Below are 17,560 nucleotides of genomic sequence, written 5' to 3'. Positions count from 1 at the left end.
TTCATCCGTGATGGACGTGGCGCTTCCCCGAAGGAATAAACCGGGGAAGCAAAAATGATTCGCTCCTCCCTACTGTTGTTTTTTGCTTCTCTTCCCGGATGTCACGAACCCGAGCTGCAAGCTCGGGTTCGTGACATCCGGGAAGATCCCCCGGGAGGAGAGGAGGAAGGATTCGGTTATTGTTCCGGCGTGCCGGCATGCTTGCCGTGAGTCGGCTGGGCCTGCGTCGGATGGGCCTTCGTCCGAGACGGAGCCAGCTGATCAGAGGCCTGCCTGAGCTGGGCCTGTTCAGCGTCGACGGCAGCCTTGGCCTGGGCGGCGGCGGCCGCGTCGGCCTTGACGGCCTGGCGCGCCTTGGCGAGCGCCTCGTCGGCGGCGGCCTGCTGCTCGTAGGCCTCCTCCTCGACGAGCGCGTCATGCGCGGTCTGCTTGGCGAGCGCGGCCTGCGCCATCGCCGACTGCTCGTCGGCGGCGAGGTCGGCCGGAATCGGCTGGGCGGCGATCGCCTCGGCGGAAGCCCGCGGCACGGTGACGGCGATGCCGTCGTCGAGCTTGCCGCCGACGGTCGCGACGGTCGGAGCCGGTTCGGGCGCCGCGTACGTGATCGCCTTGACGACGTTGACGTTCGGCGACGCGATGATCGCCTTGGCCGGTTCGGACGGCAGCGTGATGCCTTTCCTGGCGATCAGGTCGGCCGCCGCCTTGGCCTGGCCGACAGGATCCTTGGCACTGTCGGGCAGGTCGATCTGCTCGTTCGGATCGTACGGATGCTTGATCGGCATGCCCATCGGGTTCTGGTCTTCCGACATGACGGCGGTCGGGACGTTGGAGAGCACCTTGCCCGGCTTCTTCAGGCCTTCGATCTGCCAGGTGAACGGGGCGAACTCGTTGGAGGGATCGACCCAGTTGCGCTTGCGGGACAGACGGTAGATGACGACGCAGGCGAGAATGACGAATGCCAGCAGGCCGATGATGATCGCGTCGTAGGTGAAGCCGGAGCCGACTTCGGCTTCCAGCTGGCTCGGCGGATAGAACGCGATGACAATGCCGAACGTCGCCGCGACGATGCCTATGCCGGCGACGATCCACGCGCCGACCTTGCCGCCCGGCACCCTGAAGCCGCGCGGCCTGTTCGGTTGCGTGTAGCGCAGCCGCAGGAAGGCGACGAACATCAGCACGTAGTACGCCATGTACAGGATCGTGATGGCTTGCGTGATCAGTTCGACGAAGCCCTCGACGTTCGGCAGCAGGAACACGATGAACGCGATGACGGTCATGACGGCCATCTGGACGTACATCAGGCGCGACGGCATGCCGTGCTTGTTGTTGTTCTGCAGTGCCTTCGGCAGGAAGCCGGAGCGGCCGGCCTGACCGAGCATGTACGACGGGCCGGCGAGGTTGGTGATCAGCGCGGCGAAGCTGTTGAGCATGCCGAGCCAGCAGAACACGAGGTAGAGGTCCGGGAAGCCGATCGCGGCGCCGAGGTCGCGGTACGTCGCGTACAGCGTGTACAGCAGGTTGATCTGCTTCTCGGGAATGACGATCGCGATGATGACGGTGCCGACGATGAAGATGAGCATGCACAGGATCATCGAGATGAAGATGGCGGCCGGATACTGCTTGTTCGGGTGCTTGAGGTCCTTGATGTGTGCGGCGTTCATGTCGATGCCCGCGTAGGAGAAGAACACGCCCGCGACCATGGCCAGCGAGCTCATGCCGGCCCACTTTGGCACGAAGCCGGCCGCATTGATCGAGATGGCCGGCGTATGGCCCTCGCACAGCCAGACAACGGCGAGAATCGTCATCACTGACAGCGGCAGGAACGTGCCGAGAATGACGCCGTACTTCGCGATCTTCGAGAAGACCTTGACGCCCTTCGTCGCCAGCCAGCAGACAATCCAGTAGTAGGCGAGCCAGCAGCACATGATCGGCAGCTCGATCTTCCACGAATGCGAGTTCTCGGCGAACCAGACGGCCCAGTCGTACTTCGTCGTGAAGAAGCCGATCGTCGCCGTCATCGACGGGATGCCGGAACCGAACGTGAACGTCGTCTGGAACCAGAGAATCAGCAGGCAGGCGATGGCCGGGAACGTGCCGATGCCTTCGCCGACCCATCGGAAGATACCGCCGCGCTGGCTCCAGCCACTCGCCAGTTCGGCGGCGACGAGGCCGGTCGGCAGGAAGAACAGCAGGCCGCCGATGACGAAGTACGTCACCGAGGCGAGGCCGTAGAACGATTGCTGGACGTCGTTGGCGAGGCCGGCGATAATCGTCACGTTCATCATCGCGAGCGCCATCGTCGACAGTCCGGCCGCCTGCTTTCCTCGTGGTTGCTTGATCTTGCCGGCCTTGCCGCCGGCTGCGGTGGACTTGGTCACGCCACCCGACGCGCCACCGCTCACTGTTGTCGATGATGCACTGCTCATCGTCATACCCCGCTTTTTCTTGTTCCTGGAGGTTATATCGTTGCTTGCCAGTGCCGTCGAAAAGATTGGGACAATAAATATTTTCCTGTACTACATCATTTTTCGACGGATGGATGGAATTGAGCACGATTCCCGCGTCCGGGTGCGACGCGAGAATCGTATGGAATTATCGCCGGAACGGCGCGACTACGCCCGGGTACCGAACCGTTCCGGCCATTGCAGGGAAGGAATCACGGCACCGGGTTGAAGGTGTTCCAGTACGGCAGTACTTCCGGCTCGGTGGCCAGCGCCTTGCGGTACTCCTCCGGCAGGTACTCCTTGTGCACGGCGACCTCGTAGTTGTACTCGTCGAACCAGGAGTCGTCCATGATGAAGTAGCCTTCGTGGCCGACCGGCTTGCCGTGCGCGGTGGTGCCCCACGAGTTCTCGACCTTCCAGCGCACCGGCTTGCCGTCGGCGTCCAGGTCGACGCCGGCGATCAGCATGGCGTGGGTGGGCAGCGACTGGTTGTACAGGAAGCGCTCGCCCTTGTCCTGCGTGTACTTGATGCCGAACATCGACTGCGTGTCGTACAGGTCGAGGGCCATGATGCCCTTCTGGAAGTCGGAATCCTGCGTCACGTCGCAGCCGAACCAGACCGGTTCGCCACTCTTGAGCTGCTCGATCGTGGCCTGCTTCATGACGTCGATCGGGACGTTGAGGTAGTGCAGGTCGCGCCTGGCGCCGAGCACCTCGCCGGTCATGTCGATCGTGTACATCTTGCCGTACGGCATGCTCTCGAGCGGCAGGTTGATGACGCCGACGTAGTCCTCGAGGTCGAGCTTGACGTACTTGCGGTAGAACTCGAGCGGGGTCAGGCCGCGGTCGACGTGGTAGTTGTCGTCCTTGTCGCGGTACTCGAAGTCGAACTTCTCCGGCGGCTCGCCGAAGCTCACGGCCAGCACGCGGTAGATGTCATTGAGCATCGCGATGCGGGCCTCGCGGATCTTCCCGTCCGGGGTGCGCTCGGCGACGAGGTCGCGCAGGTCCTGCGCGTCCTGGCGCAGCATCTTGTTGATGACGGCGTTGAGCTCGCTCGTGTTCTCGGTGACCTTCGTGTTCGGCATCGCGGTCAGCGGCATGACGCCGTACTTCTCGACGAGCTCGACGATCGGGTCGAAGTCGCCGCCGTCCTGCTGCGGCGTGGCGAGCAGGAAGTCGATGCGGCGGTCGTCGAGGTCGCTGCCGGCGTACTTGACGATCTGCTCCATGAAGAAGTTCGCCTTCTCGAGCTTGTCGTAGAAGAAGTTGTAGTTCTGCGACAGCTCGAAGCTGCCCTTCTTGAGCTTGAGGTCCTTCTCGATGTGGAAGCGCATCAGGTTGAGCGCCGAGTACATCCAGCAGCGGCCGGACTGCTGCTGGTTGGCGACGGCCTCGGAGTCGACGTCGATCGAGAACACGAAGTTGTTCTTGCTCACGACGACGTTCTCGCGCTCGCTCGAGGCGTTGATGCCGTTGTTCTTGACGGCCTGCTCGGCGATGTGCTGGGCGGTGTGCTCGCGGTAGGACGACGCCATCGCGGCGAGGTCCTGTTTGGTAAGTTCCATGCCAATTCCTTCCCTTGATTGACTGGATATGCTTGGAAATTCTTTGTCGTTCCCTCTTCGGAGGGAGCCGGGAGGCGCGAAGCGCGCCGGTCACTCGGCGAACAGCGTCCACGGCTGGCTCGGCCGGCTCTTGAGGTAGCCTTCCTGCCAGTTCCACTGCGGATGCTGCTTCATGAAGCGTTCGGCGTCGAACGGTTCGCCGTCGGCGCGCCCGAAGATGCCCCACATGCGCAGGTGCTCGATGTCGTTCGCGTCGGCGCACTTGCCGTCGACGGACCCGGCCGGATAGAACGGGATGTTCCAGACCGCCGACGGGTCGTCGGCGAAGTACTGCGGGTCGACGTCGTAGTGGGCGCAGATGTCGCGCGAGCTCGCGCACTCGTAGCCGAGGTACGGATCGAACTTGTCGGCGAGGATCGTCTTGGCCATGTCGTCGTCGATCTGGCCGTTGACTTCCGGCAGCAGCTGCTCCAGACGGGCGCGGCGGGCGCCGGTCTGCTGGCGCACGTCGTTGTAGCCGTTGTCGACGCACTCGAGGTTGCGGATCTGCGGGTTGTGGGCGGCGTTGCAGCCGTAGAAGTACCCGTCGGTCGTCTTGAGGACCTCGCGGTGTTTCAGGCCTTCCTCGAAGCGGCAGATCTCGCCGGTCTTCGTGTCGACGAGCATCCAGATGTTCGCGTAGCCGCCGTTGTTGTCCTTGTCCTCGATCCCGATCCACTCGTCGATCGAGTTCGCATACTGTGTCGCCTTGCGGGCGCGCACGTACTCCGGCGCCTTCGTCGTGTCGTAGCCGACGAAGCCTGCCAGCGTGGTCTCGGTGACGCCGAGGCCGGCGGACGTGACGTAGAAGTCCATCATCGACGCGATGTAGCCCGGGACCGTCTGCATCTTGATCGTGTTGCCGTGCGTCGGCTCGATGACCTCGCAGACGTTGAAGTACTGGCCGCTCCAGAATTCGTCGAAACTTTCGTGCGCGATGACCGGGCGTCCGTCGACGGTGGCGGAGCCGGTGGCCACGAAGCCGGTGCAGTGGCTCGTCCTGGCCGGCGGGTTGTTCGTGTACTGGCTGGCGACCTGCGGCCACCAGTAGCCGGTCATTTCCATCCAGGCGTTCCAGCCGATGACGTCGTCGAGCGTGGTCGGGAAGCCGCCGGCCGTGAAGCCGTCGGCCATGCCCTGCATCTCGTCGTAGTATTCCTTGAAGTCGCGCTCGATGATCGGCTTGTGCATCCTGACGGCCGCGTCGACGAAGAAGTCGTAGGTCATGCCAAACGATTCCTCCGTCATGTGCCTGTACACGCGGATGGCGTCCCGGAACTCGTCGACGAGCAGGTAGCCGTGCTGGAAGCCGATCTCGTACGGTTCGCCCTTGACATGGATGTACTGCCACCCGTTGAGTTCCTCCTTCGAGGCGTTCTCCAGGATGGCCTGTTGCTTGTCGGTCAGCGCCGGCTTCGTGGCCGGTGTGGTCCGTGTTGCCGGCGTGGCCTGTCCGGCGGATGTCGTCGCGGGCGTTGCTTCCTTGTCGGCGGCACTGGATTGGGTTGATTCAGTCATGAATCACTCCTTCGCAGTAAGTTGTCCTACTGCACGGAAAAATACACCCCCTAATCCCGGATTCCGGAATAATTCCCCCGCGCGGAGAAAACCTCACGCCCTCGGGAAAAACGGCGCCAATCCACCGAACATTGCCCCGATCACCTGCTACATCCGTCCCGATCAAGACAACCAAAACCCACCCCTCCTCCGCCCGGTCCACCCTCCAGACCTCAACCAAAACAAGAAAGATGTCGCGGACCCGGGCCGGCGGCCCGGGTTCGCGACATCCACATGCGTGACATCCAAAGGCAACGGCACTCAAGCCCGGCCCCTTCATGTCACAATCCCGTGATCGGATCACAGGATTGTGACCGGATCACGGGATTGTGGCGTGAAGGGAAAAGGGTGCCCGGGGGCACCGGAAGCGGAAATCACTGTTCCTTCAGCTCGAAGCCCAGCTCCTCGGCGGCTTCGGTGGGGACCGGGTTCTCGGACCAGTAGTCGACGAGGAGGTCGTCGCAGGTCAGCGAGCGGATGATCGCCTTGTCGATGTAGAGCTCGCCGGACAGGTGGTCGGTCTCGTGCTGGAAGATGCGGGCCGGCCAGCCGTGCAGGCGCTCCTCGTGGTGCTTGCCGTCCTCGTCGTCCCAGCGGGCGACGATGTCGAGCCAGCGGCGGCGGACGGCCTGGTAGCCCTCGACGGACAGGCAGCCCTCGTAGAATTCGCGGGTCTCGTCGCCGACGGGCTCGTAGCTCGGGTTGACGATGACGTGGAACGGGAACTCGGCAAACTCGCGCGGATCGTCCATGTCGTCCTCGTCGGCGTGGTCCTCGAGCACGGCGAACGCGAGTCCGAGGCCGATCTGCGTGGCCGCCAGGCCGACGCCGGGCGCAGCCAGCATGGTCTTGCGCATCGCCTCGATCAGCTTCTTGAACGTGTGGCCGCTCAGCTGGCCGGCGTACGCGGCCGTCTGCTGGCGCAGCACCGGCTCGCCGGCCTGCACGATCGGCAGGATGCCGTCCTTGCAGCCGTGCAGCAACCGTTCGACGTCGCGGTTGAGTTCCATGTCGACCTTGCCGTTCTTCTTGAACATCGTCAGTCCGTTCTCTTTCGTAATCTCTTGGGTTCCCGTGAATTCTCGCTCGCGGAGAATCGCATGAATCGTGCACAATTTCAAGATGTCACGAACCCGAGCTTACGGCTCGGGTCCGTGACATCAAGACAAGTAAGCTCCCGGGAGCCTACAGCGCGAGCTCGGTGGCGACGACTTCCGCGAGCCGCGCGCACACCTCGTCCGACATTTCCTGCGTGGCGGCCTCGACCATGACGCGGACGAGCGGCTCGGTGCCGGAGGCGCGCAGCAGCACGCGGCCGGTGTCGCCGAGCAGCGCCTCCTCGGCCGCGACGGCGGCGAGGACGGCCTCGTTCGACTTCGCGGCGAGCTTGTCGACGTTCGGCACGTTGATCAGCGTCTGCGGCAGCTGCGGGAAGTCGGCGGCGAGTTCCTTCAGGCTCCTGCCGGACTGGACGACCTCGTTGCACAGCGTCAGCGCCGTCAGCGTGCCGTCGCCGGTCGTCGCGAACTCGCGGTTGATGACGTGGCCGGACTGCTCGCCGCCGAGCGAGTAGTCGCCGCGCAGCATCTCCTCGAGGACGTACCGGTCGCCAACGCCGGTCTCGACGGTCTTGATGCCCATCTTGTCGAGCGCGAGCTTGAGGCCGAGGTTGCTCATGACGGTCACGACGAGCGTGTCGTGGTTGAGCTTGCCCTGGCGCTTCTTCGCGCGGGCGAGGATGCCCATGATCTGGTCGCCGTTGACGAGGTTGCCGTCCTCGTCGACCGCGAGGCAGCGGTCGGCATCGCCGTCGAACGCGACGCCAAGCGCGGCGCCGGTCGCCTTGACGGTGGCCTGCAGCTGCTCGGGGTGCGTGGAGCCGGCGTTCTTGTTGATGTTGTAGCCGTCCGGCGACGCGTTGATGACGATGACGTCGGCGCCGGCGCGGCGCAGGGCCTCCGGAGCGACGACGGACGTCGCGCCGTTCGCGCAGTCGGCGACGATCTTCAGGCCCTTGAGCGGCTTCGGCTGCACCTTGTCGGGGCCGATCGGCGCGATCGTCGAGACGAGGTGGTCGATGTACAGGTTCGTCGCGGTGACGGTGTCGTGGCTGACGCGGCCGACGCCGGCGCCGGTCGGACGCTCCCAGTCCTCGCCGAGCACGGCTTCGATCTCGTCTTCCTTCGAGTCCGGCAGCTTGAAGCCGCCGCGCGCGAAGAACTTGATGCCGTTGTCGGGCATCGGGTTGTGCGAGGCGGAGATGACGGCGCCCATCTCGACGTTGAGCACGCTCGTCAGGTACGCGACGCCCGGTGTCGGGATGATGCCGGCGTCGATGACGTCGAAGCCGCCGGCGGACATGCCGGCCGCCAGCGCCGAGGCGAGGAAGTCGCCGGAGACGCGGGTGTCGCGACCGATCAGCGCGCGGTGGCGGCCTTCCGGCTGGTCGGTCGGCGCGGAATCGTCGCCGAGCACCCGCACGGCGGCGTCGCCGAGGTCGAGCGCCAGCTGCGCCGTCAGGTCACGGTTCGCAAGCCCGCGAACCCCATCCGTTCCAAACATTCGTGGCATTGTCAGTCCCTACTGTGAAATTTTCGCTCAGTCTGCCCTCATCCTACTCCGTCGTCTGTTCTTTGCCTGAAAACAGAACGATTCGTCCGACAAACTGGAAAGAAAGTCATCTCCCGGCCCCTCGGTACCGACTCTCCCTTCCAGCTTCTCCGCCCTACTGGAAGCAAGGTCATGCCTAGATCCCTCCAAACATGACCTTGCTTCCAGCTCCGCGGCCTAACTGGAAACAGGGTCATGCCCAGGCCCCTCCAAACATGACCTTGCTTCCAGCTCCGCGGCTTAACTGGAAACAGGGTCATGCCCAGGCCCCTCCAAACATGACCTCGCTTCCAGCTCCACGGCCCAACTGGAAGAAAAGTCACGTCCATGGGCCTTCCGGCGGCACCTTTCTTCCAGTTCACGCAAAAAACTGGAAGAAAAGTACCGCCCGGGAACTTCCAGACGGCACCTTTCTTCCAGCTTTCGTTACGACCAGGTCGGTCGGCCTGGATTGCCCAGGCGGGCCAGACCATACTTACTTATCGCTTAACCTTGCTGATCACTTATCGAGGTCGTCGTGCAGGCTCGTGTTGAAGTCGCTGACCATGCGGGTGCGGTGGCTGGACTCGACGTTGGCCTTGACCATGCGCAGCAGGGCGTTGTCGGCATCCTGGTGGTCGGCGAGCCACTTGTCGCCGGCCTCGACCAGCGCGGACGGCGCGGCGTACACCGGGTAGAGGTCGCCGATCAGCGTCTCGGCCATGTGGAACGTCTTGTTCTTCCAGATCCAGTCGAGCACGTCGAAGTACTGCGAGACGTACTGGTTGGCGAGCGACTCGTCCGGCGTGCCGGAGAAGCCGGCGGCGACTTCCTCGAGCTGGCTGTTCGTCAGCTCGTCGTGGTGCAGCGCCTGGTCCCACGCCCACGCCTTCGCGTCGGCGGTCGGGCGGGCGGCCTTCGCGCCGTACATGAACTGGCGGTTCTCGGTCGTGTCGCGCCTGGCGAGCTCGGCGTCCACCTCGTCGTCGGTCATCGCGTCGACGGCGACGAGCGCGTGGACGAGCTGCCAGCGGAAGTTGTTGTCGATCGTCAGGCCGTCGAGCGCGAACGACCCGTCGAGCAGCGAGCGCACGTTCTTCGCGAACGATTCGTCCCCCTCGACGCCGTACGTCAGGTACGAGCCGACGAGCTGGAACTGCTGGTCCGAACCCGGCTGCGCGGCGGCGGCCAGCTTCCACAGCGCGGCCGCGACTTCGGAGGCGATGGCCGCGCGCTGCGTGCGGTCGGTGTAGTGCCACACCGTCGTCGACAGTTCGGCGAGCGCGTAGCGGAACGTCGTCGACTCGGTTTCGGTGGCGAGCGCGGCGAGTGACGTGTCGATGAAGTCGCGGGCCGGCAGGTCGCCGTCACGGGTCATGTCCCACAGCGCCAGCCAGATGACGGCGCGGGCGAGCGCGTCGTCGAAGCGGTACAGGTTCTTCTTCGCGAAGTCGAGCGAGTCGACGTCGAAGCGCAGCTTCGTGTACGTCAGGTCGTCGTCGTTGGTGAGCAGGAATGCCGGGCGCGGCTTGCCGGCTGCGGCCTCGACGAGCGTCTTCGCGCCGGCGACGTCGAGCGAGATCTCGTCCGTGCGGACAATCTTGCCGGTGCCGTCGGGCGTGGACGGATCCTCGTTGTAGAAGCCGACGTTGAGGGCGTGCGTGCGCAGCACCGGGTGGTCGGTCGGGGCGGTCTGCTCGAGCGCCAGGCCGGTGATCACGCCGTCGTCGTCGACGCCGAGGTCGGTCGTGATCGTGTTGATGCCGGCTTCCTCGAGCCACTGCTTGCTCCACGCGCCGAGGTCGCGGCCGCTCGTCTCCTCGAGCTCGTGCAGCAGGTCGTCGAGCGTCGCGTTCGAGTACGCGTAGCGGTTGAGATAGTGGTTGATGCCCTCGAAGAACTTGTCGCGGCCGACGTAGGCGACGAGCTGCTTCAGGACGGAGGCGCCCTTGGCGTAGGTGATGCCGTCGAAGTTGACGTAGGTGTCATTGAGGTCGTTGATCGGCGCGACGATCGGGTGCGTCGTCGACAGCTGGTCCTGGTTGAGGGCCCAGCTCTTCTCGCCGGAGCAGAACGTCGCCCAGGCGTCCTTCCATTCGGTCGCCTCGGCCGTGCACAGCGTCGACATGAACTCGGCGAACGATTCGTTGAGCCACAGGTCGTTCCACCACTTCATCGTCACGTAGTCGCCGAACCACATGTGGGCCAGCTCGTGCAGGACGGTCACCACGCGGCGCTCGGCGAGCGCGTCGGTCACCTTGGATTCGAAGACGTACGAATCGCGGATGGTCACCATGCCGATGTTCTCCATCGCGCCGGCGTTGTATTCCGGCACGAAGATCTGGTCGTACTTGGCGTACGGGTACGGCACGCCCCACGTCTTCGCGTAGAACGCGAAGCCCTTCTTCGTGATGTCGAAGAGGTAGTCGGCGTCCTTGTCCAGCGCGTCCTTGAGCGCCTGGCGGCAGTAGAGGGCCATCGGGACGGTGCGGCCGTCCTCGTTGGCGTACTCGGTGTGCCATTCGGCGTACGGGCCGGCGCAGATCGCCGTCAGGTAGGAGCTCATCGTCGGCGTCGGCGCGAACTGCCACTTCTTCGTCGCTTCGGCGGCGTGGTCGCCGAGCGTGCCCGGCTGCGTGAGCTGGTCGAGGTCGAACGTCGTCGCCGGCGCCATGTTCGACGTGACGATCCAGCTTTCCGGCGCGACGACGGTGAAGTTGAACACGGCCTTCAGGTCGGGCTGGTCGAAGACGGCGTAGACGCGGCGGGCGTCCGGCACCTCGAACTGCGTGTACAGGTAGATGTTGCCGTCGGACGGGTCGACGCTGCGGTGCAGGCCCTCGCCGGTGTTTGAGTACTGGCAGTTCGCCGTGACGGTCACGGTGTTCTGCGCCTTGAGGTCCGTCAGCTCGATGCGGCTGTCGGCGTACGCCTTCTCGACGTCGAGCTGCTCGCCGTTGAGTTCGATGGCGGTCACGTCGTCGGCGATGAGGTCGAGGAACGTGCTCGCGCCCTCGACGGCGCCGAATTCGACGGTCGACGTCGACAGGAAGTTCTTCGGTCCCTGCGTCAGGTCGAGATCGACATGGTAGGTGATCGGTCCGAGAACGACGGCCTTGCGGGCCTCGGCTTCGGTCCGGGTGAGATTTGCTCCCGGCATGGTTTCCCTTCTTCCTTGCTGAATAATGTCGAACGATTCTCCCGTCGGGGAGAATCGTTCAAATTCATCGATTTCGATGACGGATGTCAGTCGTTTTCCGACAGCATGTCGTCCATGTCGGCCGCGACGTCGGCGACGACCGGGACGATCATCGGCTTGCGGTGCAGCTGGCGGGCGACCCAGCCGCCGAGCGTGCGGCGCATGAGCTGCTGGAGCTTGTGCGTGTCCTTCGTGCCGCTCATCATCGCGTCGCGCAGCTGCTCGACGATCTGGTGACGGACCTTCTCGAACTCGCTTTCGTCCTCGGCGACGGCGTTGAGGTAGATCTTCGGGCCGCTGATGACTTCCCGCGCGTCGGTGTCGACGACGGCGAAGCAGGAGACGAAGCCTTCCGAACCGAGGATGCGGCGCTTCTCGAGCTCGTCGTCGGACAGCTCGCCGACCGAGTCGCCGTCGACGTAGACGTAGCCGCACGGCACCGAGCCGACGACGGCCGCCTGGCCGTGGTAGAGGTCGACGACGTCGCCGTCCTCGGCGAGCACGACGTTCTGCGGGTCGACGCCGGTCTTGACGGCGAGCAAGCCGTTGGCGACGAGGTGGCGGTTCTCGCCGTGGATCGGCATCGCGGCCTTCGGCTTGACGATGTTGTACATGTACAGCAGCTCGCCCTCGTTGCAATGGCCGGAGACGTGGACGGCGGCGTTGTCGCGGTTGACGACGCGGGCGCCGAGCTGGACGAGCTTGTTGATGACCTTGTACACCTCGTGCTCGTTGCCCGGGATGAGCGAGCTGGCGAGGATGACGGTGTCGAACTCGTTGATCGTGATGTCGCGGTGGTTGCCGTCGGCGATGCGGCCGAGGGCGGCCATCGGTTCGCCCTGCGAGCCGGTGCACATGTAGACGAGCTTGTTGTCCGGATAGTCCTTCGCCTGCTTCAGGTCGATGACGGTGTCCTCCGGCAGGTGCAGGTAGCCCAGGTCGGCGGCGATCGACATGTTGCGCACCATCGAGCGGCCGACGAAGACGACCTTGCGGCCGTACTTGTGGGCGGCGTCGACGACCTGCTGGACGCGGTGGACATGGCTCGAGAAGCTCGCGACGATGATCTTGCGCGTGGCCTGCGCGAACGCGAGGTCGAGCGCCGGGCCGATGGAGGTTTCCGGCTTGACGAAGCCCGGGACCTCGGCGTTCGTCGAGTCCATCATCAGCAGGTCGACGCCCTGCTCGCCGAGCTTGCCGAACTCCACCAGGTCGGTGATGCGGTGGTCGAGCGGCAGCTGGTCGAGCTTGATGTCGCCGGTGTCGATGAGCGAGCCGGCCGGCGTCTTGACGAAGACGGCGAGCGCGTCCGGGATCGAGTGCGTGACGTTGATGAACTCGAGGTTGAACGGGCCGACCTTCATCTTGTCGCGGCCGGTGACCTCGTGCATGACCGGCTCGATGCGGTGTTCCTTGCACTTCGCCTCGACGAAGCCCAGCGTCAGCTTGGAGCCGATCAGCGGGATGTCCGGACGGAGCTTCAGCAGGTACGGCACGCCGCCGATATGGTCCTCGTGGCCGTGCGTGAGGACGAGTGCCTCGACCTCGTCGAGGCGGTCCTTGATGTAGTTGAAGTCCGGCAGGATCAGGTCGACGCCCGGCTGCTCCTCCTCCGGGAAGAGGACGCCGCAGTCGATGAGCAGGATGTGGCCGTTGTACTCGACAACGTTCATGTTGCGGCCGATCTCGCCCAGGCCGCCCAGCGGCACGATGCGCATCGAGCCCTTGCGGTACTTCGGCGGCGCGACGAGCGTGGCCGGATCCTTCGTCGACGACGCGACGATCTCGCGGGTCTTCGTCGTCCTGGAGCCCTTCGCCGACTTGGCGGAGGTCCTCGAGGACGTCCTGGTCGACTTCGTCGACTTCGAGCCGCGCGTCGACGACTTGGACGATTCCTTCGCCGAATCCTTCGCGGCCTTCGTCGTCTTCGCGGACTTCGCGGACGACTTCGACGAGCGGGACGCGGTCTTCTCGGCCTTCTCGCCGGACTTCGCCGACTTCGTGCCGCGCGTGGACTTCGTCGCCGACTTCGTGGACGACGACTTGCGTCCGCGCTTCGTCGTGGCGGACGAATCGTCGCCGGCCGTCAGCGCGTCGAGGGTGTCGACCGCCGCGGCGGCCACGGCCGCCTGGTCGGCGGCGTCATTGTTGTTCCTATTGTTCATTTGTTTTTCTTGGATTCTCTTGGTGCCACGGCCTGTGCCGCGGCTGGGTCTTGATGAATCCATCCCAATGCATTTCGCGGGCAAATGCCAACTGCGCTCGCGACCGGCGGAATTCTCCCGTCCCGCTCCCTCCCTGGAGGGAGTCGGAAACCGCGTGCGGTTTCCGGTGGGAGTCCACTCCCTCCCTGAAGGGAGTCGAAAACGCGGAGCGTTTCCGGCGGGAGTCGGCGAGCGCGAAGCGCGAGCCGCCCGGACGAATCGTAACGAATCGTTCCGAATCGTCCCTTACAGCAGGCCGGCCTTCTTCAGGCCCTCGCGGACCTTGATGAGCTGGTCGGCGTTCGGGCCGATGTTCGGCAGGCGCATCTCGGTGCAGTCGAGCAGGCCGCGCTCGTGCAGGGCGGCCTTGGCCATGACGGCCTGGAAGCCGTCGCCGTTCACGGCCTCGATGGCCGGGGCGATCTGGACGGCGATCTGCTGGGCCGTCTGGATGTCGCCGGCGTCGAACGCCTCGGCGAGTCGCTTCATCGGCGCGGCGGCCGCGTGGGCGACCACCGAGATGACGCCGACGGCGCCGATCGACAGGAACGGCAGGAACAGCGAATCGTCGCCGGAATACCAGGCGAGACCGGTGTTCAGCCGCTTGCGCACGGCGCCGGCGATGTCGCCGGTGGCGTCCTTGACGGCCTTGACGTGCTCGAGTTCGGCGAGGCGCTCGTAGGTTTCGAGCTGGATCTTCACGCCGGTGCGGCTCGGGACGTCGTAGACGATGATCGGCTTGGTCGCCGACTCGTCGACGGCCTGATAGTGGCAGAAGATGCCCTCCTGGGATGGACGCGAATAGTACGGGCAGACGACGAGCACCGCGTCGGCGCCCGCTTCCTGCGTCTGTTCGACCATTCGCACGGTATGTGCGGTGTCGTTGGATCCGGCGCCGGAGATGACCGGCACGTCCACGACCTCCTTGACGGCCTTGACCAGCTCCACCTTTTCTTCCATGTGCGTGGTGGGCGATTCGCCGGTCGTGCCATTCACCAGGATGCCGTCCGACCCGTCGGCGACCAGCTGCCGCGCGATGGCCTGCGCGGCGTCGAAATCGACGTCGCCGTTCGGTTTCATCGGGGTGACCATGGCCGGCAGGACGCGGCCGAATGGAGCCGGATCGAGCAGATGAATAGTTCCGTCAGTCATGACCCCCAACCTACTCGTCACCGCCGACCACCCCGCCACTGTTTTCCGCTCCCGAGCATGTCACCCCGGTGGTGTCACGAATCCGGGCCGCCGGCCCCGATTCGTGACATGGGCAGACGCCACATCGCGAGAAAACGGTAGAATCGGCAACGATTCAGCACTCGAGAACGTACGTCGGAAGGAACGAACATGACGATTCGAGTTTCCGTGGTCGGCGCGGCCGGCCGCATGGGGTCCAATGTCGTGAAGGCCGTCGAGGCGGCCGGCGACTGCGAGCTGGCGCTGGCGCTCGACGCCGGCGACGACCTGTCGCAGATCACGCCGGAGAATACCGACGTCGTCGTCGAGTTCACGGTGCCGTCCGTGACGCTCGGCAACGTGCTGGCACTCGTCAGGCAGGGCGTGAACGTCGTCGTCGGCACGACCGGCTGGACCGACGACAAGCTCGACCAGGTGCAGGCCGCGCTCGACGACGCGCCGCGTCCGGACCAGTCGGTGTTCATCGCGCCGAACTTCGCGATCTCGGCCGTCCTCGCCGACTACTTCGCCACGCTCGCCGCGCCGTACTTCGAGTCGGCCGAGGTCATCGAGCTGCACCATCCCGACAAGGTCGACGCGCCGTCCGGCACGGCGATCCACACGGCGCAGGGCATCGCCGCGGCCCGCAAGGCCGCCGGCCTCGGCCCGGTTCCGGACAACACGCAGTCCGACAACGGCTCGCGCGGCGGCGTCGTCGACGGCGTCCACGTGCACGCCGTGCGCCTGCGCGGCCTCAACGCCCACGAGGAAGTCCTGTTCGGCAACGCCGGCGAGCAGCTCGTCATCCGCGCCGACAGCTTCGACCGCGGATCGTTCATGCCCGGCGTCCTGCTCGCCGTCCGCAAGCTGTCCACCGGCAACTACCCCGGCCTGACCGTCGGCCTTGCCAACTTCCTCGACCTGTGAGTTCTCTTCTTGCAGTGTCATGACAAAGTAATCCCCTGGAAGGGGATCGGCGAGCGGTAGCGAGCCGAGGGGTCGACTTACGGAACGCGAGGGGTTGCGCTCCGTAAGTCGCCCCCCCCAGCCTCGCTGTGCTCGGCAGCCCCCTTCCAGGGGGCTCTTTGCACATGGAATTTACGCGCGGTTCTTGGCGGTGACGATCCACCAGCCAAGCAGGGCGAACGGGATCGAGGCGGCGACGACGATCCATGTCATCGTCACGCCGGCGTGCGAGTCGATGTGGTCGATGATCATGCCGCCGACGAGCGAGCCCATCGACGTGCCGACGGCGTTCGCCGTCGACAGCCAGCTCAGGCCTTCCGTCAGCGCGCCCTCCGGCACCGTGTCGCGCACGATCAGGTTGCCGGTCGCCAGCAGTGGCGCGACGACGAAGCCGCCGAGGATCTCGACGATGCCGAGCACGATCAGGTTGTCCATCGTCATGCGCATGGCCGCGAAACCGAGCGCGAGCAGCACGAGGCAGATGACCATGCGGCGCCAGTGGGAGCCGCGGTGCTCGCGCGAGCCGAAGACAATCGCGCCGACGAACGAGCCGAGCGCGATCATCGCGAGCTGCAGGCCGAGGAACTGCGCGACGCCCATCTCCTCCATCGCCGCCGTCAGCGAGACGTCGAACGCCGAGAAGCTCATGTTGAAGATCAGGAATGTCAGCATCAGCGGCAGGATGCCGGCGTACAGCAGCACGTTGCGCACCTGGCGTTCCGCCTGCCGTCCGGCGTGCGGGAATCGTTCCGCCTGCGACGATTCATCCGCCGTCTTCCCGTCTCCCGGCCGGTGCACGACCTGCCTGTCTTCCAGCCCGAGTTCCTTCAGGCGCCCGGCCGTGCCCACGGCGTCGTAGTCGCCGCGGGCGAGCGCGACGTCGACGTCGTCGGCGGCGACGGCCGTCGGCTGGACGATCCGCATGACCGGCGGCTCGGTGCGTCGCAGCGAGAAGAAGACGGTGCCGCCGACCAGCACGGCCACCGCCGGCACGAACAGCTGCGACACCGGATGGAACGACGTCGCGAGCGTCGCCGCCAGGATCGGCCCGAGGATGTAGACGATCTCGTCGACGGCGGCCTCGAACGCGTAGGCCGTGTTCATCAGGTCCTCGTGGCCGGTGCGCTCGAGCAGGTACGTCCAGCGGGTGCGCACGAGCGCGCCGAACGAGAACTGCGTGGCGCCGACGACGATCGCGAGCACGAACAGCACGCCGACCGGCACGCGGAACAACGCGGCGAACGCGAACGCGAACATGACGACGACCTGGATGGCGAGCACCGGCACGCCGACGCGTTTCTGGCCATAGCGGTCGAACAGCCGGGCGTACAGCGGCGTGACGGCCGCGACGGCGAGCACGTACGCCGCCGACATCGCGCCGGCGATCGTCCAGTTGTCGTACATGTAGTTGAGCGCCAGCACGATGCCGAGGCTCATCATCGAGATTGGCAGACGCGCGAGCGCCGCCGACGCGCAGAACGCCTTCGCGCCGGGCAGCGCGAACATGCGGGCGTACGGCGACTTGCCGCGCTTCTGCGGAGAGTTGTCCGGGAAATTGTCCGGAACATTGTCCGGGGAGAATCGTTCCCGGACGACCGTGGTCTGCTGTGGTTGGGTCTGGGTAGCCATGGGGCCTACTCGCTCCTGCGGATTGGATGCCACGGCACGCCGCGCATGCTTCCGCCGCGCGATGTCGTCGTGGTCGGGCGGCCGTTATGACCGGGGCCGTCGTTGCCGGAGAGCCATTGCCGGGGTCCTCATCGCCGGAGAGCCGTTACCGGGGTCCTCGTCGCCGGGGTCCGCGCCTGCCGCCGAGTCCTGGCA

At 65.3% G+C, this 17,560-nt stretch carries 10 protein-coding genes; 1 reads left to right on the top strand and 9 read right to left on the bottom strand.

Features of this window, described 5'->3' with window-relative positions; translation table 11 throughout:
- Positions 1-176 precede the first annotated feature (176 nt).
- The 8 genes from F6S87_RS07360 to dapA form a co-directional block, all read right to left on the bottom strand.
- Positions 177-2,426, bottom strand: a complete 2,250-nt coding sequence (locus F6S87_RS07360; RefSeq protein WP_163228004.1) for an APC family permease — start codon at positions 2,424-2,426, stop codon at positions 177-179.
- Between the two features lie 230 nt (positions 2,427-2,656).
- Positions 2,657-4,012 carry a C1 family peptidase gene (locus F6S87_RS07355; RefSeq protein WP_163228003.1) on the bottom strand — a complete coding sequence of 452 codons (1,356 nt, stop codon included), beginning with the start codon at positions 4,010-4,012 and terminating at the stop codon, positions 2,657-2,659.
- A 90-nt stretch (positions 4,013-4,102) separates the two neighbouring features.
- A complete protein-coding gene (locus F6S87_RS07350) occupies positions 4,103-5,569 on the bottom strand; it encodes a C45 family autoproteolytic acyltransferase/hydolase (RefSeq protein WP_163228002.1) in 1,467 nt (488 codons plus the stop codon).
- Between the two features lie 413 nt (positions 5,570-5,982).
- Positions 5,983-6,645: a peptide deformylase gene (locus F6S87_RS07345; RefSeq protein WP_163228001.1), complete on the bottom strand. Its 663-nt coding sequence runs from the start codon at positions 6,643-6,645 to the stop codon at positions 5,983-5,985.
- A gap of 148 nt (positions 6,646-6,793) precedes the next feature.
- Positions 6,794-8,179 (bottom strand): phosphoglucosamine mutase, encoded by a 1,386-nt coding sequence (gene glmM / locus F6S87_RS07340; RefSeq protein ID WP_163228000.1) that lies wholly within the window; start codon positions 8,177-8,179, stop codon positions 6,794-6,796.
- A 538-nt stretch (positions 8,180-8,717) separates the two neighbouring features.
- On the bottom strand, positions 8,718-11,357 hold the full coding sequence (gene pepN, locus F6S87_RS07335) for an aminopeptidase N (RefSeq protein WP_163227999.1): 2,640 nt from the start codon (positions 11,355-11,357) through the stop codon (positions 8,718-8,720).
- A gap of 86 nt (positions 11,358-11,443) precedes the next feature.
- Positions 11,444-13,561: a ribonuclease J gene (locus F6S87_RS07330; protein WP_231129438.1), complete on the bottom strand. Its 2,118-nt coding sequence runs from the start codon at positions 13,559-13,561 to the stop codon at positions 11,444-11,446.
- Between the two features lie 285 nt (positions 13,562-13,846).
- A complete protein-coding gene (gene dapA / locus F6S87_RS07325) occupies positions 13,847-14,752 on the bottom strand; it encodes a 4-hydroxy-tetrahydrodipicolinate synthase (RefSeq protein ID WP_163227998.1) in 906 nt (301 codons plus the stop codon).
- A gap of 189 nt (positions 14,753-14,941) precedes the next feature.
- Here dapA and dapB point away from each other — a divergent pair, with 189 nt between their 5' ends.
- The gene (gene dapB, locus F6S87_RS07320; RefSeq protein ID WP_163227997.1) at positions 14,942-15,697 is read left to right on the top strand and encodes a 4-hydroxy-tetrahydrodipicolinate reductase; all 756 of its coding nucleotides are present in this window, start codon (positions 14,942-14,944) and stop codon (positions 15,695-15,697) included.
- A gap of 171 nt (positions 15,698-15,868) precedes the next feature.
- Here dapB and F6S87_RS07315 read toward each other — a convergent pair whose 3' ends face one another.
- Positions 15,869-17,365 (bottom strand): MFS transporter, encoded by a 1,497-nt coding sequence (locus F6S87_RS07315; protein ID WP_407925117.1) that lies wholly within the window; start codon positions 17,363-17,365, stop codon positions 15,869-15,871.
- Between the last annotated feature and the right edge of the window lie 195 nt (positions 17,366-17,560).

It is taken from the genome of Bifidobacterium choloepi, assembly GCF_010667615.1.
Taxonomy (GTDB): domain Bacteria; phylum Actinomycetota; class Actinomycetes; order Actinomycetales; family Bifidobacteriaceae; genus Bifidobacterium; species Bifidobacterium choloepi.
This window is presented reverse-complemented; position numbering and strand designations above follow the sequence as displayed.